The following is a 23,109-nucleotide window of genomic DNA, read 5'->3' on the forward strand; positions in this document are numbered from 1 at the left end:
GGACAAGGATGACACCCGCCGTCCTCCCCGGCGGCCGAGTGCCATCCTTGTCCATATTCAGTTCGACTGATGGATCTGTGCGGATCGCTGGTACTGCCGTGATCGGTGTCACGCCTCGAACGTGGCGTGGCATGACCCGGAGTGAGGTGGGCAGCCCAGGTTCATTCCTCGGGTGGCTCTTGGCAAGCCCGACATATTTGGGCAGCGATATGCAGCACTTCAGTCGACAGAAGGTAGAGCATCGGCGAAAGACGAGGACGAGTGGAAACAAGTTGGGAGGACACGGCTTCCACATCCTGAGTGACTGCGCAGGTGGTAGCTACGCGTGTCGATCCCTCCCTCTCGACTCCCGGTGTCTATGAAAGTGGTCGCCAGGTAGACACCCTCGAAGAGTGTGAATCGCCCAGGTCAGAGCAACCCTCGCGACTTGAGCAACAGATAGTGATCGGCGAGCTTCGCCGGGAGCTTGTCGGGCGCCGCATCGACCACGTCGACGCCGAGCCGGCCCACCGCGGTGGCGGTTCGGTCCCGCAGGGTGAGAGTGCGTGCCGCGGCGGCGGCGTCGTAGATCTGTGCGGCGTCGGCGCGCTCGGTCAGCATGGCGTCGAGTGCGGGATCGGCAACGGAACCGATGATGACCTTGTACCGCTGGGCCAGTACCGCCAGCGGGGGCAGCAGCGACTCCTCGACCGCTGCGGGTTCGAGTGGCGTGAGCAGGACCAGCAGTGCCCGCTGCCGCCCGATCTTGGCGACCTCGGCGCCGAGCAGCGGCCAGTCTGCCTCCAGCAGAGCGGGTTCGAGATCCGCCATTGCGGTGACGAGGCTGTTGAGCAGCATCGTGCGACCGACGCCGACCACCCGTCGATGGACCCGCCGATCCCCGGCTATGAGATCCACGCGGTCGCCGGCGTGCGACGCGAGTGCGGCCAGCAGCAGCGCCGCGTCCATCGCGGCGTCGAGACGGGGAGTGTCGCCCACACGCGCGGCCGACGTCCGCGAGGTGTCCAGGACGATGACGATGTGCCGGTCCTTTTCCGGCTGCCACGTGCGGACCACCGTCGATCGACGCCGGGCGGTCGCGCGCCAGTCGATGCTGCGGACGTCGTCGCCCTCGACATAGTCACGCAGCGAGTCGAATTCGGTGCCCTGTCCACGTACCCGCACCGCTGACCGGCCGTCGAGCTGGCGGAGATGGGCCAGCCGCGACGGCAACAACCGCCGCGAGTCGAAGGGCGGGAGTGCGCGGACGCGGCCCGGCAACGGCACCGACCGTTGGCGTCCGGCGAGGCCGAGGGGACCCACCCGGCGGACGGCGACTCGGACCGCGAGTCGGTCACCGCGCCGGGTGGGGGTGAGAGTCGTTGTCACCGAGCGGGTCTCCGCACGTGGAACGGAAATCCGGTGGGTGTTGTCCGACGCACCCGCCGACGGCTGCCAGCTGTCGCGCAGCACTCCGCGGAACGTCTGAGAGCCGTGGTTGGTGACCGCGATCGAACACGTCGTGCTCTGGCCGAGCCGGATCGGGCCGGGTGCCGACCGCGACATGGTGATCGATTTCGTGGACCCTGCCAGCGCGATGTCGAGGCACACGACCGGGACACAGAACAGCGCCCACAGCACGGGGACGAAGTAGTTCGGCCATATCAGGATGGGCACCGCACCGAGCAGCACCAGGATCAGAAAGCGGCCCGTGAGGAACATCAGCGGGGGACGGGCACCGAGTTGATCGCGGCGTCGAGCACCGAACCCACCGACACCCCTTCGAGCTCGGCCTCCGGGCGCAACGACAGGCGGTGCGCGAGCGTCGATTGGGCGAGCGCCTGCACGTCGTCGGGGGTCACGAAGTCGCGGCCGTTCAGCCACGCCCATGCCCGGCTCGTGCCGAGCAGTGCGGTGGCGCCGCGCGGACTGACGCCGAGGGCCAGTGACGGCGAGAATCGGGTGGCCCGGGCGATGTCGACGATGTAGGCGGTGACCTGCGGGGCGACCGTGACCCGGCGGACCTGCTCAGCGCCGGCCTCGATGTCGGCGGCCGAAGCGACCGGACGGAGGCCGGCGGCGGACAGATTCCGCGGATCGAATCCGGAGGCGTGCCGCGTCAGCACGGTGATCTCGTCGTCGCGAGGGGGGAGCGGCAGGGTGACCTTCAGCAGGAAGCGGTCGAGCTGCGCTTCGGGCAGCGGGTAGGTGCCCTCGTACTCGACCGGGTTCTGCGTCGCCGCGACGAGGAACGGGCTCGGCAGCGGGCGGGGATCCCCGTCGACGGTGACCTGCCGTTCCTCCATCGCCTCGAGCAACGATGCCTGGGTCTTCGGCGGCGTGCGGTTGATCTCGTCGGCCAGCAAGAGATTGGTGAACACCGGTCCCTCGCGGAACGTGAATTCGGAGCTGGCGGAATCGAACACGAGTGAGCCGGTGACATCACCGGGCATGAGGTCGGGGGTGAACTGCACGCGCTTGGTCTCGACGTCGAGCGCGGCCGCCACGGACCGGACGAGCAGCGTCTTGGCCACGCCGGGAACGCCTTCGAGCAGGATGTGCCCGCGGCAGAGCAGCGCGATCAGGATGCCTGCCACCGCCGGGTCCTGGCCGACGACGGCCTTCCCGACCTCGCCGCGGACGGCCCCGAGCGCATCGCGGGCGCGGTTCGGCGCTCCGCCGGGTCGGTGGTGGGCGTGCTCAGGTGGTGGCCCGGCAGGTGTCTTGGTGAACGGGTCGGCGTGTGAGGATGCGTCCGGGGCGAACGGACCGGGGCCTGGGTTGCGGGACGGGTCGACGGTCATGGCGTGTGTCGGACTTCCTTCTCGAGGTTGGTCAGTTCGGCGGTGAAGTGCACGAGCTGGGTGTCGGTGGTGGGGAGCGGACCGGACAGCAGCGACCGGACCTCGCCCAGATCACGGTGCGTTGCCCCCACCACGGCGAGGACGATCGCCGACACCATCGGGTCCGAGTTCTCGGTCGGCGCGACGACGGTGTCCCAGTCGGGTCGAGACAGTGCGTCGGTGGCGCGGGCGGCGTCGAACGGAAGTCCCAGATACGACGCCAGCGAACCCAGCGTGTGGATGCGCAGCGCCGCCGCGGCGCGCGCGTCGGCTCCAGCGCGGTGATACATCCGGCCCCGCGCCCGGGTGGTCTCGACCGCCTTGACGACCGCCGGGAGCGGCTCGGTGACCAGCGAGCCGAATCGCCGGCCCCGCCACAACATCAGGGCCAGAACCGCGAAGACGGTCAACACGATCAGCGGCCCGACCGCGGCCGGGATGTCGGACTCCTCCTCCTCGGTCGCGACTTGATCGGTGAAGAAGGGCACGTACCAGAGGATCTCGTCGGACCTCGCGAATATCCGCACGGCGACGCCGGCGTTGTCCTGCTGTGCCAGGTGCTCGTTGGTGAGCATTGTGCCACTGATGACGACGAATTCGGGACGGTCGGCGGTGCGGGGGACCACGACCAGATTCGATGTCCCGTCGGACGTGAAGCAGGCCGTGGCCGCGGGCGAGGTCGGTGAGTATCCGAACGGACTGAAGTCGACGACGTCGGTCTCGTCGATGCCGGGCGTGCGGCAACCCGCGGGGACCGCTGCCGGGCCGGCGCCGTAGCCGGACGTGACGGGCAGGTCGAGCGCGGTGAGCACGGTGGTGTCCGGCGCGATCAGGATCACGCGGTCGGCGTCCTGCACGCGCTCTCGGAACTGTTGTGTCGTACCGGGATTGAGCGATGAGGTCGAGCTCACCACCACCGTGGTCCCGCGGCCGGGACGTGGGGCATCGGTAAACTCCGCGAGGCCACGCACCTGCCGGAGGTCGGCCCCGTGGTCGTCGAGGATCTGAGCGAGAGCGCGCGATCCGGTGGGCTGGGCGTTGTCGGGGTCGTAGCTGACGCCGGGACCGGGCGTGCCTTGCACCCCGGTGAGTGCCGTGACACCGAGGAGCCCGACGCCGGCGACCACGACGACCACCACCAGCACGATGGTCACCCAGATCCACGCCGGCGTCTTGTTCTTCGCGGGCGCCGGTCGCATCGGCGTCGACGTGACGGGTCCGGGTGGCGTCGCCTGCACGGTGCCGGTCACCGGGGCACCGCCAGTCGGCTCGACCGGACCGTGTCCTGGTCGACCGGCCGTGCGGACGAGACGCCGCGTTCGATGTCGAGGACCGCGCGCGCGGATTCGGCCGATGCGTGTCGGTCGCCGTAGGCGATGGCGTCGAACAGGTCTGACGCCGTTCGTAACCCGGAGTCGTAGGTGGGGAAGCGGGGTCCGAGGTCGACAGCGACCTCGTGGGCGGTCAGAGACGGTTCATCGGCCAGCAGACCGCGCTCGATACCCCGACGAGCCATGGCACGCACGGCGGCGAGCACACACTCGTCGTACCGGCCTGCGGCGAAGGCGGCGTCGGCGTCGGACCGGAAGTCGGCCGCGGACCGAGCCGGACCTGTCAGTACCGACCCCGTTGGCGGGCCAGCGGTGGTGCGGGGAATTCGTGGGTTGCGTCGGAGATGCCGGACGACCGCGACGACGAGCCCGAGGACGAGGGCGATCGCCACGACGATCACGATGCCCCGAAGGGTGTCGGAGCCGCCGAACCAGCCGAAGACGTTGTCGGCGATCCACTCCCAGAGCCGCTCACCGAAGCGGTCGAACCACGACGGTTCGGGTGGTTGATACTCGGATTCGGACAGCTCCTCCTCGGCCCACCGGCGTGCTTCGTCGTTGCCGGGGTTCAGTGGCGCAGCGAGAACTCCGATCACCGGTCGCCCTGTCGGGAGAAGAACGGCGTCGGGTCCGCCTCGGCGCGTGCATCGTCATAGAGGACGGCCGGGACGACGGTCAGTACCGGTTGCACGACCATCGACGCCACGACGGTGCCGATCACCGCGACGACGGTCTCGGTGCCACGGGCGTCCCAGTTGTCGAACCACATGCCGGCGATCGATCCGAGGAGATCGAAGGGGTACATCATCGTCGTCATCGCGACCCACGCCAGCACGACCATGACCGCCAGGATGCCGAAGGTCCGCCAGAACCGCTCCGCCGACAACGACCCCGAGCGGGCGATCGCGTCTCGCACGGAGAGGCCGTCGATCACGATCGCCGGTGCCGTGAACACCGTGCGTACCAGCAGCCACGTCACCGGGATGAGCGCGACGAGGAAGAGGACGAGACTCCCGGCGATCAGCACGATTCCGTCGGAGCTGACTCCCAGACCGAGGAGTGCGATGCCCGGGGTGAACGCCGCCGCGACGGCGAGTCCCAGGAGGGCGGTCCACCCCGACAGTCGGGCGAGAGACCGGCGTCCCGCGCGCAGGGTGTCGTCGAGCGTCGGTACGGACCCGGCGCGCAGGCGGGCCAGGGGGCGGGCGGCGAGACCGCTGAGTGCGCCCGTCATGACGGTCCACTGCGCAAAGACGATGAGGACGAACGCGGTGACCGGTGCCAGGCTCGCCCAGTCGTCCGGGTCGTCGAGGGTCGGTTCGGCGCTCACCAGCCACCAGGTGATGAGCGCGACTGGTGCCGCCGCCGCGCCCCAACTCACGCCGACGAGGCCCAGGAAGACACGCGGTGCCGCGAACGTGGTGGAGAAGATCTGTTGCAGCAAGGAGTTGACGGACGTCGGTCGTCGTTGCGGCATCCACCCCGGCCACCCGTTGCCCGGAGGGGTCGCTCCCGGCTCGTGCGGCGGCGACAACGCCGGGCCCCATTGCGCGGAGCCCCATTGGGGCTGCGGTCCGGGCACGGTCGGAGGGCGCGGTGTGAGTGGACCCTGCGGCGGTCCGGCATCCGGCACCGGGCTCCACTCGTCGGACACGACGGGCGGCTGCCACGGGGGCTCGCCGGACGGTGGTGGAGGTACGCGCGGCGGCTCGGTCATCGAGAGGTGCACCGGCCTTTCCACGCGCGGGGAAGCTGTGCGGCGAACGTATCAAACAACTGGGACCGGGCACCGAAATCATCCACCGGTTGACGGACGCCGTGCTACCGTGCCGAATTAGAACACGTTCTACTTTTCTGGAGGATTCATGACCGTGGAACAAGCCGGGCTCGCGGAGAAGATCGACGCGGCCGTCGACGCCTACATCGAGCTGCTCAACTCGGGTACCGCAGAGCAGATCGCCGACCTCTACGCCGCCGCCGCGACCGTCGAGGACCCCATCGGCGCGGACATCCGCGACACCCGCGAGCAGCTCGTGGAGTTCTACTCGGTGATCACCGGTATGGACGAGCGCACCGCGACGCTCAAGTGGAAGAAGATCGCCGGCGACACCGCGGTCTTCGAGTTCACGCTGGTCACCAAGACCGCCGGACTCGCCTTCGAGATCACCCCCGTCGACATCATGGTCTTCGACGCCGAAGGCAAGGTGTCGACGATGCGCGCGGTCTGGCAGCAGTCGGATCTCAAACAGCTCTGACCGCGATCCCTCCGCTCCTGACAGAGCCCGGAGCTTGCGGAGGGCGCGGCTGTCTCGCGTACCTGCCGCATTTTCGTGACCGACGAACTTCAACTCGACTCCTAGACTTCGATCGAAGTCCATCGGTCGAGTTGAAGTCTGCCGGTCGCGGGCCCGGCGCCCTCCGTTGTTATCTGCTCTGTCGCAGGCCGCTTTCCGGACCCGGAACCGCTGATCGCGTTGTTTCGGATGAGGGAGCGGAGTTCTTCCGTAGTCCGCGACGTCGCCAGGCCGCGAATTCTTCGCGTACGAGCGTCACCCTCGCCCGGTCGGCCTCAGCACGATTTCTTCGGGGTGGGCGTCGGCCGGGGTGGAGATGGCGTGCACGACTGCTCGGGCGACGGTCGCGGGACGCAGGAACCGCGACCCGTCGTACTCGTCTCCTTCGATGGCGACGATGTCGCGCTGCATGTCGGTGTCGATGCGGCCGGGGAAGACGGACGTCACCCGGAGGGTCGGTTCCTCGACGCGCAATCCGTCTGCGAGAGCGCGCAGCCCGAACTTGCTCGCGGCGTACGGGGTCCATCCCGGGTTGACCCGGCGTCCCGCGCCCGAGTTGATGAATACGACGTGGCCCGCGGCCGCTCGCAGCGCGGGGAGCAGCAACCGTGTCAGCTCGGCGGCCGCGACGACATTCACCTCGAGGACATGACGCCACTCCTCGACGGGTGTCTCCGCGACCGGTTCGAGACTGCTGGCCACCCCGGCGTTGTGGACGAGGACGTCGAGCTCGGTGATCGCCTCGACCGCGGCTTCGACCTCGTCATAGTCGGTGAGATCGACGGCGAAGGTGCTCGCGCCGTCGAGTTCGGTCGCCAGCCGGTCGAGTTCGGGGGAGGGTCGTCCGCCGAGCAGGAGGTCGTGGGTCGGCGCGAGCTGGCGGGCGATCTCGGCTCCGAGGCCGCGGCTCGCCCCGGTGATCAACGCGGTGGGCACCTCTCGACCCTACTGCGAATCCGTGGGCGGCAGCCCCGTCGGGCTCGATGAGCAGACGCCGACGTCGCGGGGCACAATCGTCGACGTGGCCCGGTACGGATTCACCCCAACGCAGCTGTCGGCACGTGCCGCGTACCTGCTTCGAGGCAATGACCTGGGCACGATGACAAGCGCTGCGCCCAAGTTGTATCCGCACATGTGGAGCTGGGATGCGGCGTTCGTCACGGTCGGTCTCGCGCCGTTGTCGGTGGAGCGGGCCGTCATCGAGATGGACACCCTGCTGTCGGCGCAGTGGCGCAACGGGATGATTCCGCACATCGTCTTCGCGAACGGCCGCGACGGCTACTTCCCGGGCCCGGCTCGATGGGAGTGCGCCCGACTGGCTGAGTGCGCACCGGATTTCCCCGACACCTCGGGCATCACCCAGCCGCCGGTGCATGCGATCGCGGTGCAGCGGATCCTCGACCACTCCCGACGCCACGGTCGCACCACGCGCGCCGTCGCCAACGAGTTCATCGACCGGCGATGGAGTTCGCTGGTGCGGTGGCACCGGTGGCTGGCACACGCGCGAGACCCCAACGGGCGCGGGCGGATCACCATCTTCCACGGCTGGGAGTCGGGGATGGACAACTCGCCACGCTGGGATTCCGCGTACGCCAACGTGATCCCCGGGGTCGACCTTCCGCCTTACCAGCGCGCCGACCTCGATCACGTCGACGATTTCTCGATGCGGCCCACCGACCTCGAGTACGACCGTTACATCTGGCTGGTCGAACAGATGAAGCGCGCCAACTACGACGACGCGCTGCTCCCGAAGGTGATGAGCTTCGCCGTCGAGGACGTCTTCGTCAGCGCGATCTTCGCCGTCGCCTGCGACGTCCTGGCGACGATCGGCGAGGACTACTCCAAGCCGCGGTCGGACGTGCGGGATCTCCGCGCGTGGGCTGACCGGTTCCGGGCCGGGGTCGTGTCCGCCGCCAACGACCGAAACGGCGCCGCACGGGATTTCGACCTGCGCGCGAACTCGTGGATCAACACCGAGACGATCGCGGTGTTCGCGCCGTTGCTGTGCGGCGGCCTCTCCCGGGACCGCGAACGCGCGCTGCTGCGACTCTTCGACGGCCCGCGCTACTGCGGCCACCCGGATCTGCGGTACGCGGTCCCGCCGTCGACGTCACCGATCTCGGCCGACTTCCGCCCGCGCGAGTACTGGCGCGGGCCCGTCTGGCCGGTGATGACCTGGCTCTTCAGCTGGGCGTTCGCCCGCCGTGGCTGGACCGAGCGGTCGGCGCGCCTGCGCGAGGAAGGACTCCGCCAGGCCACCGACGGAACGTTCGCCGAGTACTACGAGCCGTTCACCGGGGAGCCGCTCGGCAGCATGCAACAGAGCTGGACCGCGGCGTCGGTGCTGGACTGGCTCGACTGAGCTGGTGCGGATTCGCCACATGTTGCAACGAATAGTGTCGTCGTGGTGCCGTTTCCGTCCCGCTGATGGCATCCCATCAGCAGGACGGAACCGGGCCCGAGGGAAGGTCCGGGCCGCCTGAGCTGTCTGCCGTGGCCGCGTTGCGGGCCGCGAGGACGCCGAAGGCCGCGGCGAGTTCGGCCGGGTATACGACTTCGACGGAACAGTCGAACCGGTTGAGCGACGCGGCCATCCCGATCCATGACCAGGAGCCGAGTTCCACACTGCAACAATCGAAGTCGAGTTCTTCGACGGTGCCGTCGCCGGCGAACGGGGCGACATCGCGGGCAGGCAGGTCGAGCATCACCTTGCCGCGGCACCGCCACGTGTCGGAATCGGTCGAGCCCTTGAACCGGGCGGCGACGAACGATGCGGGGTCTCCCGTCGGTAGGTCGCGCCGAGTGAACTGCGGACCGGTGGGTACTCGCGGGCTCATTCGATCGGCACGGAAGATGCGCCAGTCGTCTCGCTCGAGATCCCACGCCACCAGGTACCAGCGTCCCCGAGCGGTCAGGAGGTGGTGCGGTTCCACCCGGCGCGGTGGTGAGACGTCGGGAACCGATGCAGTGGAACGAGAATCAGCTGACTCGGGTGAGCCGACACGGCGTGCGTAGTCGAACCGGAGGACGTGGCGGTGGTGGACGGCCCGCGATATCGCGCTCAGCACATCCGGCCCAGCCAGATCGGTCTCGGGGCCACCGGCGGTGACGGGGAGCGCATCGAGACGATGGCGGAGACGGGAGGGCATGAGTTGCCGGACGGTCGCCAGCGCACGTGCGGCCGACTCACCGACATCCACACCGGTGGCGCTCGCGGTCTGCAGGGCGAGCGCGAGGGCGACCACCTGGTCGTCGTCGAAGAGCAGCGGCGGCAACTCCGCGCCGGCCTCGAGTCTATAACCGCCCTCGGGTCCCATCGTCGCCTGGATGTTGTAGCCCATGTCGCGCAGACGGTCCACGTCCCGTCGGATGGTGCGGTGGCTGACCTCGAGACGGTCGGCCAGCAGCGCGCCGGGCCAGTCCCGCCGCGTCTGCAGCAGAGACAGCAGCCGTAGGTGCCGGGCGGTCGGTGTGCGCACCAGACAAATGTAGTTCGCAGTGGCGGACACAAGGTGACCTACTCACGGGCGATCGTCGTCTGTGCGACCGAGAATCGGTCGGCAACGCGACACACATCCAGGAGAATGATGATCACCACCACCACGCACCTCAACTTCCGTGGCGATGCACGCCCGGCCCTGGAGTTCTACCGGTCGGTCTTCGGCGGCCAGATGGTCATCCGGACCTACGGCGACTTCGGGATGCCCGCCGAGGCGCCCGGTGCTGACGACGTGGTCTTCGGATCGGTCGTATCAGACAACGGGTTCCGAGTGATGGCGTATGACGTTCCGGGTCCGGCGGGTGTTTCGGCAGACGTTGCCGGCACGACGAGACGCGAGAACGGGATGACGGTCACCGACGCGTCCTTCTTCGTCTCCGTCCGAGGGGAGACCCTCGACGAAGTGCAGCAGTTCTGGGACGGGCTGTCCGTCGGGGCGTCGACCGTCGAACCGCTCGCCGCGTCGCAGTGGAGTCCCGGTTTCGGCATGCTGACCGACAGATTCGGGGTCACCTGGGTCCTCGACGTCGCGTCCTGACGCGTGCCCCGGTCCGTGCGGTGCGGACGCTCGAAGTCCGTACCCCGGGCCGGGGCGACCCATCGTGGGCGGTCACACCGAGAAGAAGCTCGCGAAGCGCTCGCGGCGAGCGCTTGCTTTGCGTCGCCGATGAATCTCGGGGTTCTCGTCCTGGTCGGCGACGACGACGATCGACGCCGGGACCCATGTGGCCGCCAGCGAGATGATCATCGACCGCACCGCTGAGGAGGTGGAACGCGGGCCCGAGCGTCCGTGTCGGCGTCGCCGGAGTCGGCGGTCTGGGACCCCTCGCCGTGAAGTTCGCGGTGGCGCTCTGCGCCGAGGTCACGGCGTGCACCTCGACCGCCGCCAAGGTCCCCGATGGCCGGGCGCTCGGAGCGCACACGGTGGCGGTGGCCACGTCGCCCGACGACTTCGCCGCGGACGTCGAGGTGTTTCCGTCGAGCCAGGTCGACGTCGCGCTGGACCGCCTTCGCCGAGGGGAGGTGCGGCACCGCTTCGTCCTCGACATGAGTGACCTCTGATCACAGCTCCCGCATCCGACGGCACACGTCGTCGTAGACGTCCACGAGTGGCCGGGGCGTCCCCGACGACCCGGGACGCTCGTTGATCTCTACCCATTCCTCGAAGGCGCACTGCACCTCGAGATTGGCGATCTCCAGGATCATCCGTAGCTGACCGCGAGTTCGCGCCGAGCTGCGGTCGCCCAGGGCCTCGGGCCGTCGGCGTGACTTGTCGGCGTAGCGGCCGAGGGCGGCTCGGCTCAGGGTGGGTGTCGCGAGTACGAGTTTCTGCACGCGCATGAAATGGGCGGACACGTCGTCGCTGCGATCACCGAACCCCTCCAGGAGCTGCCGGTAGACGCCCTCGATGTCGGCGAGCGACAGGGCATCGGGGTCGGTGCCGGCCAGATGGTCGTCGAGTGCCTGGTCGAAACCGAAGCGGTCGAAGAGCACGCACTCTTCCTTGGTCGGGAAGTACCGGAAGAACGTACGCGGTGAGACCCCGGCGGCGGCCGCGATCTCGTCGACCGTCGTCTCGTCGAATCCGTTGCGCTCGAACAGTTCCACTGCGGCCTCGTGGATCTCCAGGCGCGTCGCATCTCGACGGCGGGCCCGCAGCCCGCCGGTCTCGGAGGATTCCGGCATGGGTCGAGACTAGCGGCCGACCCGCCCGACGGCAGTCGGTGCCAGTCTGGCAGTCTCTGCCACTTTCCGGTAGCGTCGCCGTGTGATCGACCCGGACCACCACAGCGATGAGAGAACGACAGTGACCGAGAACGCCGCCCTATCGGGCACCGACAACCGCACCGACGCCGGCACGGATCGCAGCGCGGTGCTGCTCATCGGGGTCCTGCTGGTCGCGGCCTTCGTGGTGATCCTGAACGAGACGATCCTGAGCGTCGCGTTGCCCACACTGATGGCCGACCTCGAGATCACCGCCGCCACCGCGCAATGGCTCACCAGCGGGTTCCTGCTGACGATGGCGATCGTCATCCCGATCACCGGCTACCTGATGCAGCGATTCACCCTGCGTTCGATCTACATCGCGGCGATGACGTTGTTCACGATCGGCACCCTCGCCGCCGCCCTCGCGCCGGGCTTCGAACTCCTGATCGTCGCCCGCGTGGTGCAGGCGTCCGGTACCGCGCTCATGGTCCCGCTGCTGATGACGACGATCCTGAACGTCGTCCCGGAGCAGAATCGGGGCCGCACGATGGGACTGGTCTCCATCGTCATCGCCGTCGCGCCGGCGGTCGGTCCGACGGTGTCCGGCCTGATCCTGCAGTCCCTCAGCTGGCGAGCCATGTTCTGGATCGTGCTGCCCATCGCGATCGGTGCGCTGATCCTCGGCGGGGTGTTCGTCCGCAACGTCACCGAACGGCGGCCCTCGCAGCTCGACCTCATCTCGGTCCCGTTGTCGGCTCTCGGCTTCGGCGGTGTCGTCTACGGTCTCAGCAGTATCGGGGAGTCGGCGGGTGGGCATGCCCCGATCCCACCGTGGGTGCCACTCGTCATCGGCGCCGTCGCGCTCGCGTTGTTCGTCGTGCGGCAGCTCAAACTCGCCGATCGCGGCTTGGCGCTGCTCGACCTGCGGACCTTCGCGATCGCACCGTTCCGCTTGGCCGTCGTGCTGATGGCCGGGTTCATGCTGACGCTCTTCGGCGCACTCATCCTGCTTCCCCTTTTCCTACAGAACGTGATGGGCAAGGACGTCCTGACCACCGGCCTCGTGCTCCTGCCCGGTGGCCTGGTGATGGGTCTGCTGGCGCCCTTCGTCGGTGCATTGTTCGACAAGGTCGGTGCACGACCACTGGTGCTACCGGGCACCTTGGCCGTCAGTGCCGGCACGTGGCTGCTCACCACGCTCGACGCCGGATCGTCGTTGGGCATGGTGATCGCGGCACATGTGATCCTCAGTGCCGGTATCGCTTTCGGTCTGACGCCGCTCATGACCTCGGCGCTGGGATCGCTGAGTCCCGAGCTGTACTCGCACGGCAGCGCGACCGTCAGCACCATCCAGCAGGTCGCGGGAGCGGCAGGCACCGCGCTGTTCATCACGCTGATGTCCCGGGGTACACAGTCGGCCATCGACGACGGGGTGAACCCGCTGCAGGCGGGAGCCGACGGCATTCATCTGGCCTTCGTCGTCGCGGCCTGCCTGTCGCTTGTGCTCATCGCAGCGGCCGCGCTCGTCCGTGGCCGAACGGGTGCGCCGGCGGCCCGGGCCGCCGAGTCGGCCTAGCCGCTCGACCGTCGGCCCGGCCGGCTCACCGGGTCCGGTAATCCAGCAGACCGGACCAGAACTCGTCGGGGATCTCGTCGCCGGCGCGCAGCACCTGCGCCAAGCCGGCGGCCATGAAGGCGCCGAGCAGACCGAGCCACAGCCCGGACATCGAGATCGTCACCCAGGCGATCACGACAGCGGCAGGCCACGGGTCGAGGATCAACAAGAGCGGCGCGAAGAAGAAGCCCGCCCCGATGAACCACGAGGACAGGGCGCGGTCGCACCGCATGACCGCGGTCAGCCACCGCGGACTCGAGCCCGTGGGCGCGAGGAGAGCAGCGGGTCTTCTGCCGACGGCGGTCGGCCGGTCGGTCATCGGACACCTCCTCTGCGGATCGTCGTGATCCCAGTGTCGGCGTCAGACGTCTTGAGAGCCACTACCTCTCAGGTAGTCGCCGCACCCGGATGTCGTGTGCGAGTGCCACCGCATCGTCGGGTCAGGCCGTCGTCCGGTGCTCTTCGTTCGGGTGTGCGTGCGGAAAGCCGATGGATTGCAGTCGATTCAGTGCATGGGTACGGGCCCGGTGCTGGTTGCCCGGCGGCGGCACGTAGACACCCGCCCAGATCCCGGTCAGGTGAGTCGGATCGTCCAGGGCGAGGCGGGCGCAGCGCGAACGGATCGGACAGCGGACGCACCCGTCGACAGCGTGCCGATTGGCCAGGCTCCGGGCACCGGCGGCCTGCTCCGGGAACCAGGCGTCCGGGTTCGAGGTACACGTGGGTCGCATGTCAGGCACCTCGCCGACACCGACGCGCACTTCGTCCACAACCTGTCGTGCTGGTTGCGCCGGCAACCGTCACCCACTGACGCCGATGGCCCATTGATCCCTCCGATCAAACTGAGAACGTATGTTGTCAGAGTCTGATCGAAGGTGCAACACCGATCGTGAATCACGTTGCCGCGCTGTCGCAGTCGTGCCTGGCAGGCCCGCGGAGTGGAGACATGAGACGGCGCCCGGCTGGGTTCTCAACCGGGCGCCTGGGCCGGGTCGCTCGCATGCGGCGGAACCGGCTTGCCGACCGCGGTACCCGACCGACCAGGGGCCGAAACGGTGAGCACCAGCGGGTCGATGCCTGCGTGCCCGTCCGATCGCCCTGCACGGGACGGGCCGGTTCCGTAGCACGCCATTACAGCGCCGTCACACCTACGAAACACGACGCTTGTTTCATAACAGGGGACAAAGTCCACTACGGGGAGTCGCGGCGATTGGGCCGCGGACCCCGGATGTCGTCGACGTACCGCCGCCCGCGAGTACGCCCAGATCGAACCTGTGAAGGAGCATCGTGACCATCGAGAGTGCCAAGGCCCTGGAGTTCCGCGTGACCAGCGGCGGATACGAGGATCTGCCGAAGATGCCCGAGGCGGAGCACCCGGGCACCGAGGGCTTCATCGGCGACGTCTACGAGAACCCGGACGGAAGCCCGATGTGCAGCGGGTACTTCGAGCTGCGCCACACCGACGAACCGCTGTACTACGAGTACGAATACGACGAGATGAAGGTCGTGCTCGAAGGCGAGTTCCTCCTGGAGAACAAGGAGACCGGGCAGAAGACCGTGGCCAAGGCCAAGGACGCGATCTTCTTCCCGAAGGGGTCCAAGATCTACTTCAGCACCCCCGACTACGCGCTCGCCTTCTACACCGGGTTGCGCGACGCCACCCTCCTCTGAGTCGCTGCCATGTCGCAGATCGACTTCTCCAGCGTGCCGACGTGGGCACGTCCCGGCGTACCGATCGAGGCGACGACGCCCGCGCCGACCGGCAACTCGTACGTCCTGGTCGGTGTCGGGAATGTCGCCGAAACCCTGGCTCGCTGGGAGTCATCACTACCTCCACGTGCCACCACGCGTATCCACGGGGATACCGACTCGGTCGCCGCCCAGCTCGGCAGCACCCTCGGCGAAGCCGTTGTCGGCGTGCGAGTCTGGATAGCGGCGGAGCCGGGATCGGCACTGACACTGCGCGCGGTCGCGCTCGGTGCCGGACTCGAGGACGACGAGATCGCCGTCGTGCCGCTGACTTCCGCGCCGCAGTCCGTCGTGCAGATCTTCTGCGCACACTGCCGATCGGTCACCCGCGCGGCCGCGGCCGTCGATGACATCGTCGGGTGCGTCGGTTGCCGTCGCGACCTGCGCGTGTACCACCATGTCTCGCGTCGAACCGGACAATATCTGGGTTTCATGGCCGACGCCGAGACCGCCCAGTCGGCCTGTCCGGGAACCGGACCAGGCGAGGTACCCACCCTCACGAAGGATCCCTCATGAACACCGGAGTGGCCGAGATGAGCAGCCCCGAGTCCGTCGTGCGTCCCGGAGCCGGCGCGACGACGCTGGAACTCGTCGTCACGGCTGTCGACGCCCCCGCCCGAGACATCCGCGCGATCACCTTTTCCGACCCCGGCGGCAACGTGCTGCCCGGTTACATCCCGGGCAGTCACGTCGTCGTGCACGCGGGTGCCTTCACCAACGCCTACAGCCTGACCGGCGACGGCGCGCATCCGTTGCACTACTCGATCTCGGTGCTCCGACTCGATGACGGCAAGGGCGGATCGCGTTGGTTGCACGACGAACTCGAGGTCGGCGCAACGGTGTCGGTGGGGTTGCCGCGCAGCGCGTTCGCTCCGGTCGCCCGGGCGCGTAAACATCTCCTGATCGCCGGCGGGATCGGGATCACGCCGATGATGTCCCACCTTCGGTCGGCGGCTCGCTGGCGCCGGGATGTGCAAGTGCTGTATGTCTTCCGTGATTCGGCGGCCGCCCACCTCGACGAGGTCACCGCACTCGCCGGACCCCGTGCCGAACTGTTCACCGACCGGCACTCTTTCGCCGATCGCCTCGCACAGACCCTGCGTACCCAGCCGATCGGTACCCACCTGTACGTATGCGGTCCGGCGGCGATGATCGACGCGGTCACTGCTGCGGCGGTGGACGCCGGTTGGCCGGAATCGCGGATTCATCTCGAGCGGTTCGGGATCGACGCTCTCGACGCCGGCGACCCCTTCCGTGTGGAGCTGACCGCTTCCGGGCGGACGGTCGATGTACCGGCGGGGACGAGCATGCTCGAGGCTCTCGAGAACGAGGGCATCGTCGTGCCGAATCTCTGCCGGCAAGGCGTGTGCGGTGAGTGCCGCATCCCGCTCGCCGGCGGTATCCCGGTCCACCGCGATCTCTACCTCGGCCCCGAGGAGAAGGACGCGGGCAACGCCATCATGCCGTGCGTCTCGCGCGCCGCGGCCGTCAGCACCCTGGAGGTTCCCCTGTGACAGACACTCTCGACCCGGGCGGAGCGACGACGACGGTCGCGCCAGATCTCCTCGCGGGCTTCCCGTTCCCGTTCCCCGAGGACCGCTATCGTTACAGCACGAATGTCGAGCCGGCCCGGACCCCGGTGACCACGGCGGCCGGCGAGTGGGGGACGTCGGTTGTCGACATCGATTCGGAGTACCGCACCGAGATCGATCAGCGCGCGGTGATCCTGGCCGCCGATCCCACCCGCCATGCTGTGTTGCCGCATATGGTCCCGGCCGCGTGGGACGCGATGTTGACCGTCATGGGTGAGCTCGCCGCGACCTGTCCCGGGTTCCGGCTCGCGTCGACCGGACCCGACACCTGGTTGTGGCACAACGAAATCCTCGGGATCGAGCAACACTTCCGATACGGTGACCCGGCGTCACTTCCCGAGGAACCGTTGCGCTACATCAGCTCTCAGGTCCAGGAGGACATCGCCCTTCTGGATCAGCGCAATGGGCAACTCCACGTCGATGCCGGGGTCGTCACCTTCGCCGCCGATTGGAGTTTCGGGTTCGACGTCGGGATGAGCTTCCTCGAGATCCACGGACCGGTGCCGCGCATCCACCCCGAAGGCGTCATCACCCGTGCGCACGAGTTCCTCAAGCGCCTCCAACCTCATCAGCCGTATCGACGAACCAACTGGACGTTGACGATCGACCGCAGGCTCGACGTCTCGACCGAGATCTATCACAAGTGGGGACCGGACCGGGAGGTCATCCAACAGGTCCCCGACGACGAGTTCGGCAGGCGGATACACCTCCGCGTCGAAGTGCAACACCTCATCCGGCTGCCGGATTCGGGTGCGGTGATGTTCCTCATCCGGACGTACATGCTTCCGCTCGAGCAACTCGCCACCGTCGAGGTCTGGCGCCGACGCACCGCGGAGGTGTTGGCCGAATTGCCCGGTGACATGGCCGATTACAAGGGCATCATCAAGTTCCGGGATCGTGCGGCGCAGTGGCTGCGCGCGGCCGCACCGGCGACGCAGGAGACCACCGGGGCCGGCATGCCGCGGTGGCCCGCCTGGCCCCCGGCCGTCGACACCACCGGGGCGGCGTTCCTCGTGGTGGCGATCGGCGACGATCCGGCAGCCGCGCACGTGTCACGGAACTGGGTGGCGGCCGCCGAGGCCGCCGGAGGGACGCGGTTGGTGGTCCTGGACTCACTGGGCGACGCGGTCGACAGATCGGCGTTGCAGTCTGCTCTGGACGAGTGCCGCACCGGTACCCGAGTCCTGGTCACCGGCGGGCAGTACGACGTCATGACGGCACTCGCCATGGCGCGTAACGCGGGGGCGGTGGCGGCCGAACTGTCGTGCTATGTCACGCACACCCGCGACCTACCGCTCTACTGCGCGCATTGCCGCGAGACCTTTCGCGCCGAGGCCGTTGTCGGCGGCGTCGTCGCGTGCCCCGGTTGCGCTCGGGATCTCGAGGTGCACGAACACCATTCACCGGTGATGGGCAGCTTCCTGGCCTCTGCGGTCGGCGGCGACGAATGACCGCGGTCGCCGTAGGGCAGTACCCGGCCCACCTTCATCCGGCCTATGCCACCGGTCCGCGACCGATGCGTGTCATGTCCGTGCGACAACTCACCGACGAGGTCACGCATTTCCGGTTCGGCCCCGTCGACGACGCCCACGCGGTCCTGACCGCGTACCAGCCGGGCAGCCATCTCATCATCTCGGCCGGCGGACAGCGGAATGCCTACTCGCTCGTCGACGACGGGATGTACCCGACCAGCTACGGCATCTCGGTGTTGCGACGTGGTGCGGGCGGTGGTTCGGATTGGTTGCACGACAACCTCGTCGTCGATGCCGTCATCGAGATCGAGGGTCCGCGTTCGATGTTCCCGCCGGTGCTCGATCAGCGCGGCGCATTGCTGATCGCGGGCGGAATCGGGGTCACTCCGGTGCTGTCGCACGCCCGTGCCCTCGCTCGGGACGGGCGTCGGGCCGACATCGTCTACTCCTATCGGCGTGGATGCGGTGCGCACACCGAGGACCTGCGGGCGCTCGCCATGCAACCCTCCGTGACGCTGCACGAGGTGTCCGGGGCCGCGGCCACCATGCGGGTGATCGCTGAGCGATTGCGGGCGCAGCCGCTCGGAACGCACGCCTATGCCTGTGGTCCCACGTCACTCCTGGAGGCGTACACGCGGCTCGCGGAGGACGCCGGATGGCCCAGCGCGCGAGTACATCTCGAACGTTTCACCGCCCCCGAACAGGATCCCGGCGATCCCTTCACCGTGACGGTGGCGTCTTCGGGCCTCCGCATCGACGTGCCACCGGGTGTGTCGCTGCTGCAGCGGTTGCTCGACAACGGCGTCCCGGTGCCGAGTCTGTGCCGCCAAGGCGTGTGCGGCGAATGCCGAATCCCGGTGCGAAGCGGCCGAATCGAGCACCGCGACTTCGTACTGACCGACGACGAGAAGACCGTGGGCGACGCCATGCTGTGTTGTGTCTCGCGCGGTCAGGACATCGAGGTGGACCTGTGAGCATCGAATCGTTCCCGACCCGTCGGGTCGACCACCTGGCGAACCTGCCGTGGCCGTTTCCGGACGAAATGGAGGAGTTCTCCTACAGCGTGAACGTCGAACCGGCACGCATCCCGCGTCCGACCCGGGCCGGCGAATGGGGCAGGCACCTCGTCGATCTCGGCGGCGCCGAGTATCCGGAGATCATGGCCGAGCGACGGCGGATCCTCGACGCCGATCCGACACGCGTCCGTGTGCGCCCGGGGATGGAACTGGCCTCCTGGGATCTGCTGTTGTACTACCTGCGCGATCTCGGTCACGCCTACCCCGCGGCGATGGAGCTCACCGAACACGGTGACGGTCGATTCCGTTGGTGCAACCGGCTTCTGGGTACGGATCAGGAGTTCGTCCTGGGTGATCCGGCCACCCTTCCCTACGGCCCCATGGAATTCCTGGCGCGTGAGGTACCCGACGACCTGCTGCTCGTCACCGAACGCGACGGGCACCTGTACTTCGACGCCGGCGTGGTCACCTTCGCCGCCGCGTGGTCGGTGTCCTTCGACGTCGGGATGGACATGTACGAGATCCACGCGCCCGTTCCCCGCATGCTCCGCGAAGGCATCGTCGCCCGCGCCGAACAGTTCCTGCGGAGGCTACCCGCAGACCAGGTGTACCGCAGGGTGAACTGGACGCTGTCGGCGTCGGACTCCCACAAACTCGACGTCAGCCTCGAGGAGCTGCCGGAGTGGGCGGCCGACGTCGCGGGCATGATCGCCGACGGCGATTTCGGTCGCGCGCGACTGCGCATCGAGCTGGAACACTTCGTCCGGTTGCCGATGTCGGGTGCGGTGACGTTCAATATCCGGACATTCATGGCCTCGCTCGAGGACGTGAAGCGCATACCCGAGTGGGCCGGTCAATTGGCGACCGTCATCGAGACGCTCGGCGAGGACATCGCCGCCTACAAGGGTTTTCTCGACTATCGCGACAACGTCGTCGCATACCTCCGCGGTCAAAGTCGCCCGTGAGCCCTGGTCCCGTAACACCCGACTTCTCGTAGAGTCCCAGAACCGAAAGATCGCTCATGGAACCCATACTCGCCGCCAATGCCGACCTGGCATGGATGCTGGCGGCCTTCGTCTTCGTCCTGCTGATGTTCCCGGGCCTGGCCTTCTTCTACGGAGGCATGGTCGGATCGAAGAACGTCCTCAACATCATGACGATGGTCATGTCCACCCTGGCGATCACGGCGGTCCTGTACGTCGTGATCGGGCACGGCCTGGTGTCCGGTCCGTCGGTGGGCGGGTGGGGCCTCATCGGCAACCCGACCGACTACATCGGCCTGACCAACTGGCTCACCGACGACGCTTCCGGCGCCACCCAGACGCTCTACTTCGCAGCCTGGTTCATCCTGTTCGCGGCCATCACGATCGCGATCGTCGCCAGCGGCGCGGCGGGCCGGATGAAGTTCTCGGCGTGGCTGGTCTTCGCGCCGATCTGGCTCATCGTGGTGTACTTCCCGGTCGCCCACTGGGTCTTCGCGGCCGACGTCGACGACAACTACAGCGGCGGTTTCCTGCTGAACGATCTCGAGATCGTCGACTACGCAGGCGGCACCGCCGTCCACATGAATGCCGGTGTCGCGGCCCTTGCCCTCGCGGTGGTGCTCGGTGCGCGCAAGCGGCGGATGGAGCGCCCGCACAACGTGCCGATGACGATCATGGGCGGCGGCATCCTGTTCTTCGGCTGGTTCGGGTTCAACGGCAGTTGCGCGCTCGGCGCCAACTTCCTCGCGCAGGCCGTCATCCTGAACACACTGCTGGCCGGTTCGGCGGGCATGATCGGGTTCGCGATCATCGAGAAGTGGCGCGAGGGGCACGTCACCTCGCTCGGCATGATCACCGGCACCGTCGCGGGCCTCGTCGGGATCACCCCCGCGGCCAGCAGCATGGCACCGCTCGGTGCGCTGCTCGTGGGCATCTTCGCCGCGGCGGTCGTGGCGTTCCTGCTGAGCTTCAAGAGCAAGCTCAAGATCGACGAGACGCTGGATGCCTTCGCCGTGCACGGCATCGGCGGGATCGTCGGAACCATCTGCATCGTGCTCTTCGCCACCGAGGCCGCGCCGGCCGGTGTCCAGGGGATCTTGTTCGGCGGTCCGGTGGACATCGTCTGGCGTGAGCTCGCCGGCATCGTCATCACCTGCACGTACTCGTTCGTGATGACCTGGCTGATCGCCAAGGGACTCGACAAGCTCATCGGCATGCGCGTCGACGAGGAGACCGAGATGGTCGGCCTCGACACCGCGGTCCACGCGGAGACGGCGTACGAGATCCCCGCCGCCTCGGTCGGTCACGCCGGCGGACTCGCGACCATGTCGCCGGCCCGCGCCGCGGACAAGGTGGAGGAGGCGATGCCGCCGTCGACTCCGGCCTCGGCGCCACCGGCCGGGGTCTGATCCATACCGGTCATCGGTTGGCAACTGCTCGGGGGTTCACCGTTCGACGGTGGGCCCCCGAGCGCTGTGCGTCCGAGGACGTGGAAAACGTTGCCGGACAGATTGACACCCACCGCTCACGGAGTCGAAACAGGGACGAAACATCCACCAGGTCTACTAATAGTAGACAATGGTTCACGCGAGTGGACATGCGGAACGAAAGCCCTTAGAGTCGACCCCGGAGCACATGATGACAACCACCGAGACAACGACCGGCGAACTCGCCGATCTCTGCGCGACGCACGGCACCAAGTTCATCCTCGCGATGTTCGTCGACCTCCGCGGCAAGCCCTGCGCCAAACTGGTGCCGGTGGAAGCGGTGGACGAATTGGCCACCGAGGGCGTAGGTTTCGCCGGATATGCGGTCGGCGCGATCGGCCAGGAGCCGAAGGATCCCGATCTCATCGCGATCCCCGATGTCCGGTCCTTCCTGCCCATCCCGTTCATCAAGGAGGGCCTCGCGGTCGTCCAGTGTGATCCCCATGTCGAGGGCAAGCCGTGGCCGTTCGCGCCCCGGAACATCCTCAAGGCGCTCATCGCGCAGACCGCGGACGCGGGTTTCGAGCCGTGGGTCGGGGCCGAGGTCGAGTACTTCCTCCTGAAACGGGCCGCCGACGGCTCGCTGGTGACCGCCGACGCCGCCGATGATTCCGACCAGCCGTGCTACGACGTCCGCGGTCTCACCCGGATGTACGACCACCTCACCACCGTGTCCACCGCGATGAACCAACTCGGCTGGAGCAACTACGCCAACGACCACGAGGACGGGAACGGCCAGTTCGAGCAGAACTTCGCCTACTCCGACGCGCTGACGACCGCAGATCGCGTCGTCACGCTCCGCTACCTGTTGTCCGCCCTGGCCGCGGAGAAGGGCATGATCGCGACCTTCATGCCGAAGCCGTTCGCCGAGCGCACCGGCTCGGGACTGCACTTCCACCTGTCGCTGACGCGTGCGGGGGACCCGGTCTTCCCGCAGGTCGCCGACGACGAGCGCGGCCTGGGGTTGTCGGCGACGGCGTACGGTTTCATCGGCGGGATTCTGGAGCATGCGCCCGCGCTGCAGGCGGTCATCGCCCCGACGGTCAACTCCTACAAGCGAACCGGTGCGACGGCGACGCGCTCGGGTGCGTCCTGGGCCCCGCGGCGGGCCACCTATGGCGGCAACGATCGGACCCACTACATCCGGGTGCCCGACGAGCAGCGCGTCGAACTCCGTGGCGGTGACGGGTCGGCGAATCCGTACCTCGCGGTCGCCGCCCTCCTGGGTGCGGGACTAGACGGCATCAAGCGGAGCCTGGACCCGGGCGCCGTCGGCAACTGTCCCGGCCACATCGCCGAACTCCCGCTCACCCTCCTGCACGCGGTCGAGGCGCTCGAGGCCGACTCGGTGGTCACCGGCGCGCTCGACGCGGCGCTCCCCGAGGACTGGCCGGCCGACCAGCAGCGGGTCTCGGCGTACTTCGCCGGGCTCAAACGCGACGAATTCTTCGACTGGCACGCGGCGGTCACGCCGTGGGAGGTCGACAAGTACCTGACGGCGTTCTGACCGTCCTTCCCCCAGAACACAAGATCTCTCAACGA

Annotated in this window: 24 protein-coding genes; 13 read left to right on the forward strand and 11 right to left on the reverse strand. The window is 68.0% G+C overall.

Annotated elements, in window-relative coordinates; translation table 11 throughout:
• Positions 1-408 precede the first annotated feature (408 nt).
• From FFS52_RS06175 to FFS52_RS06195, 5 genes are read right to left on the reverse strand one after another with little or no spacing between them, the layout of a single operon-like run.
• Positions 409-1,701 carry a DUF58 domain-containing protein gene (locus FFS52_RS06175; RefSeq protein ID WP_137809176.1) on the reverse strand — a complete coding sequence of 431 codons (1,293 nt, stop codon included), beginning with the start codon at positions 1,699-1,701 and terminating at the stop codon, positions 409-411.
• A complete protein-coding gene (locus tag FFS52_RS06180; RefSeq protein WP_137809177.1) occupies positions 1,701-2,783 on the reverse strand; it encodes a MoxR family ATPase in 1,083 nt (360 codons plus the stop codon). Before FFS52_RS06180 ends, FFS52_RS06175 begins: the two co-directional genes overlap by 1 nt.
• A complete protein-coding gene (locus FFS52_RS06185; protein ID WP_249356515.1) occupies positions 2,780-4,072 on the reverse strand; it encodes a DUF4350 domain-containing protein in 1,293 nt (430 codons plus the stop codon). The genes FFS52_RS06180 and FFS52_RS06185 overlap by 4 nt, the downstream gene beginning before the upstream one ends.
• Positions 4,069-4,749, reverse strand: a complete 681-nt coding sequence (locus FFS52_RS06190) for a DUF4129 domain-containing protein (protein ID WP_137809178.1) — start codon at positions 4,747-4,749, stop codon at positions 4,069-4,071. Before FFS52_RS06190 ends, FFS52_RS06185 begins: the two co-directional genes overlap by 4 nt.
• Positions 4,746-5,630 carry a glycerophosphoryl diester phosphodiesterase membrane domain-containing protein gene (locus tag FFS52_RS06195; protein ID WP_137809179.1) on the reverse strand — a complete coding sequence of 295 codons (885 nt, stop codon included), beginning with the start codon at positions 5,628-5,630 and terminating at the stop codon, positions 4,746-4,748. The genes FFS52_RS06190 and FFS52_RS06195 overlap by 4 nt, the downstream gene beginning before the upstream one ends.
• A gap of 388 nt (positions 5,631-6,018) precedes the next feature.
• Here FFS52_RS06195 and FFS52_RS06200 point away from each other — a divergent pair, with 388 nt between their 5' ends.
• Positions 6,019-6,408: a nuclear transport factor 2 family protein gene (locus tag FFS52_RS06200; RefSeq protein WP_137809180.1), complete on the forward strand. Its 390-nt coding sequence runs from the start codon at positions 6,019-6,021 to the stop codon at positions 6,406-6,408.
• Between the two features lie 294 nt (positions 6,409-6,702).
• Here the strand turns inward: FFS52_RS06200 and FFS52_RS06205 are convergent, their stop codons facing one another.
• Positions 6,703-7,383 (reverse strand): SDR family oxidoreductase, encoded by a 681-nt coding sequence (locus FFS52_RS06205; protein ID WP_137809181.1) that lies wholly within the window; start codon positions 7,381-7,383, stop codon positions 6,703-6,705.
• 85 nt (positions 7,384-7,468) lie between these two features.
• Between FFS52_RS06205 and FFS52_RS06210 the strand changes: the two genes are divergently transcribed.
• Positions 7,469-8,809, forward strand: coding sequence for a hypothetical protein (locus FFS52_RS06210; protein ID WP_058252975.1), 1,341 nt, complete (start codon positions 7,469-7,471; stop codon positions 8,807-8,809).
• A gap of 76 nt (positions 8,810-8,885) precedes the next feature.
• Here the strand turns inward: FFS52_RS06210 and FFS52_RS06215 are convergent, their stop codons facing one another.
• A complete protein-coding gene (locus FFS52_RS06215; protein ID WP_137809182.1) occupies positions 8,886-9,926 on the reverse strand; it encodes a WYL domain-containing protein in 1,041 nt (346 codons plus the stop codon).
• Positions 9,927-10,031: 105 nt separating this feature from the next.
• Between FFS52_RS06215 and FFS52_RS06220 the strand changes: the two genes are divergently transcribed.
• Entirely contained in the window at positions 10,032-10,484 is a 453-nt protein-coding gene (locus tag FFS52_RS06220; protein ID WP_137809183.1) for a VOC family protein, read from the forward strand.
• Between the two features lie 72 nt (positions 10,485-10,556).
• On the opposite strand, the gene FFS52_RS23640 is transcribed toward FFS52_RS06220, so the two are convergent.
• Positions 10,557-10,694: a hypothetical protein gene (locus FFS52_RS23640; protein ID WP_159371731.1), complete on the reverse strand. Its 138-nt coding sequence runs from the start codon at positions 10,692-10,694 to the stop codon at positions 10,557-10,559.
• An 83-nt stretch (positions 10,695-10,777) separates the two neighbouring features.
• On the opposite strand from FFS52_RS23640, the gene FFS52_RS06225 reads away from it, so the two are divergent.
• Positions 10,778-11,008, forward strand: a complete 231-nt coding sequence (locus tag FFS52_RS06225) for a hypothetical protein (protein ID WP_137809184.1) — start codon at positions 10,778-10,780, stop codon at positions 11,006-11,008.
• Here the strand turns inward: FFS52_RS06225 and FFS52_RS06230 are convergent, their stop codons facing one another.
• On the reverse strand, positions 11,009-11,632 hold the full coding sequence (locus FFS52_RS06230; RefSeq protein ID WP_137809185.1) for a TetR family transcriptional regulator: 624 nt from the start codon (positions 11,630-11,632) through the stop codon (positions 11,009-11,011). It lies immediately after the preceding gene.
• A 121-nt stretch (positions 11,633-11,753) separates the two neighbouring features.
• Here FFS52_RS06230 and FFS52_RS06235 point away from each other — a divergent pair, with 121 nt between their 5' ends.
• Positions 11,754-13,229, forward strand: a complete 1,476-nt coding sequence (locus tag FFS52_RS06235) for an MDR family MFS transporter (RefSeq protein ID WP_137809186.1) — start codon at positions 11,754-11,756, stop codon at positions 13,227-13,229.
• Between the two features lie 25 nt (positions 13,230-13,254).
• Here the strand turns inward: FFS52_RS06235 and FFS52_RS06240 are convergent, their stop codons facing one another.
• Both FFS52_RS06240 and FFS52_RS06245 read right to left on the reverse strand, forming a co-directional pair.
• On the reverse strand, positions 13,255-13,587 hold the full coding sequence (locus FFS52_RS06240; protein ID WP_137809187.1) for a hypothetical protein: 333 nt from the start codon (positions 13,585-13,587) through the stop codon (positions 13,255-13,257).
• Between the two features lie 121 nt (positions 13,588-13,708).
• Positions 13,709-13,999 carry a WhiB family transcriptional regulator gene (locus tag FFS52_RS06245; protein ID WP_137809188.1) on the reverse strand — a complete coding sequence of 97 codons (291 nt, stop codon included), beginning with the start codon at positions 13,997-13,999 and terminating at the stop codon, positions 13,709-13,711.
• 556 nt (positions 14,000-14,555) lie between these two features.
• Between FFS52_RS06245 and FFS52_RS06250 the strand changes: the two genes are divergently transcribed.
• The 8 genes from FFS52_RS06250 to glnT all read left to right on the forward strand — a co-directional run bounded on the left by FFS52_RS06250 (position 14,556) and on the right by glnT (position 23,074).
• Positions 14,556-14,939, forward strand: a complete 384-nt coding sequence (locus tag FFS52_RS06250) for an ethanolamine utilization protein (protein WP_137809189.1) — start codon at positions 14,556-14,558, stop codon at positions 14,937-14,939.
• Between the two features lie 9 nt (positions 14,940-14,948).
• A complete protein-coding gene (locus FFS52_RS06255) occupies positions 14,949-15,533 on the forward strand; it encodes a dimethylamine monooxygenase subunit DmmA family protein (RefSeq protein ID WP_065631124.1) in 585 nt (194 codons plus the stop codon).
• Positions 15,530-16,531, forward strand: a complete 1,002-nt coding sequence (locus FFS52_RS06260; protein ID WP_065631123.1) for a PDR/VanB family oxidoreductase — start codon at positions 15,530-15,532, stop codon at positions 16,529-16,531. The genes FFS52_RS06255 and FFS52_RS06260 overlap by 4 nt, the downstream gene beginning before the upstream one ends.
• Positions 16,528-18,060, forward strand: a complete 1,533-nt coding sequence (locus tag FFS52_RS06265) for a DUF3445 domain-containing protein (RefSeq protein WP_137809190.1) — start codon at positions 16,528-16,530, stop codon at positions 18,058-18,060. Before FFS52_RS06260 ends, FFS52_RS06265 begins: the two co-directional genes overlap by 4 nt.
• The gene (locus tag FFS52_RS06270) at positions 18,057-19,055 is read left to right on the forward strand and encodes a PDR/VanB family oxidoreductase (protein WP_065631121.1); all 999 of its coding nucleotides are present in this window, start codon (positions 18,057-18,059) and stop codon (positions 19,053-19,055) included. Before FFS52_RS06265 ends, FFS52_RS06270 begins: the two co-directional genes overlap by 4 nt.
• Positions 19,052-20,062: a DUF3445 domain-containing protein gene (locus FFS52_RS06275; RefSeq protein ID WP_083207379.1), complete on the forward strand. Its 1,011-nt coding sequence runs from the start codon at positions 19,052-19,054 to the stop codon at positions 20,060-20,062. The genes FFS52_RS06270 and FFS52_RS06275 overlap by 4 nt, the downstream gene beginning before the upstream one ends.
• A 56-nt stretch (positions 20,063-20,118) precedes the next feature.
• Positions 20,119-21,489 carry an ammonium transporter gene (locus tag FFS52_RS06280; RefSeq protein WP_065631120.1) on the forward strand — a complete coding sequence of 457 codons (1,371 nt, stop codon included), beginning with the start codon at positions 20,119-20,121 and terminating at the stop codon, positions 21,487-21,489.
• A 229-nt stretch (positions 21,490-21,718) separates the two neighbouring features.
• On the forward strand, positions 21,719-23,074 hold the full coding sequence (gene glnT, locus FFS52_RS06285) for a type III glutamate--ammonia ligase (protein WP_137809202.1): 1,356 nt from the start codon (positions 21,719-21,721) through the stop codon (positions 23,072-23,074).
• Positions 23,075-23,109: the final 35 nt, after the last annotated feature.

This window comes from Gordonia sp. ALPHA1B1 (assembly GCF_005502615.1).
Lineage (GTDB): Bacteria > Actinomycetota > Actinomycetes > Mycobacteriales > Mycobacteriaceae > Gordonia > Gordonia hongkongensis.

Coding starts and splice junctions, on each gene's coding strand:
- FFS52_RS06175 (WP_137809176.1), bottom strand. CDS start 1,701: ATGTTCCTCACGGGCCGCTTTCTGATCCTGGTGCTGCTCGGTGCGGTG.
- FFS52_RS06180 (WP_137809177.1), bottom strand. CDS start 2,783: ATGACCGTCGACCCGTCCCGCAACCCAGGCCCCGGTCCGTTCGCCCCG.
- FFS52_RS06195 (WP_137809179.1), bottom strand. CDS start 5,630: ATGCCGCAACGACGACCGACGTCCGTCAACTCCTTGCTGCAACAGATC.
- FFS52_RS06200 (WP_137809180.1), top strand. CDS start 6,019: ATGACCGTGGAACAAGCCGGGCTCGCGGAGAAGATCGACGCGGCCGTC.
- FFS52_RS06220 (WP_137809183.1), top strand. CDS start 10,032: ATGATGATCACCACCACCACGCACCTCAACTTCCGTGGCGATGCACGC.
- FFS52_RS23640 (WP_159371731.1), bottom strand. CDS start 10,694: ATGATCATCTCGCTGGCGGCCACATGGGTCCCGGCGTCGATCGTCGTC.
- FFS52_RS06230 (WP_137809185.1), bottom strand. CDS start 11,632: ATGCCGGAATCCTCCGAGACCGGCGGGCTGCGGGCCCGCCGTCGAGAT.
- FFS52_RS06240 (WP_137809187.1), bottom strand. CDS start 13,587: ATGACCGACCGGCCGACCGCCGTCGGCAGAAGACCCGCTGCTCTCCTC.
- FFS52_RS06245 (WP_137809188.1), bottom strand. CDS start 13,999: ATGCGACCCACGTGTACCTCGAACCCGGACGCCTGGTTCCCGGAGCAG.
- FFS52_RS06255 (WP_065631124.1), top strand. CDS start 14,949: ATGTCGCAGATCGACTTCTCCAGCGTGCCGACGTGGGCACGTCCCGGC.
- FFS52_RS06260 (WP_065631123.1), top strand. CDS start 15,530: ATGAACACCGGAGTGGCCGAGATGAGCAGCCCCGAGTCCGTCGTGCGT.
- FFS52_RS06270 (WP_065631121.1), top strand. CDS start 18,057: ATGACCGCGGTCGCCGTAGGGCAGTACCCGGCCCACCTTCATCCGGCC.
- FFS52_RS06280 (WP_065631120.1), top strand. CDS start 20,119: ATGGAACCCATACTCGCCGCCAATGCCGACCTGGCATGGATGCTGGCG.
- glnT (WP_137809202.1), top strand. CDS start 21,719: ATGACAACCACCGAGACAACGACCGGCGAACTCGCCGATCTCTGCGCG.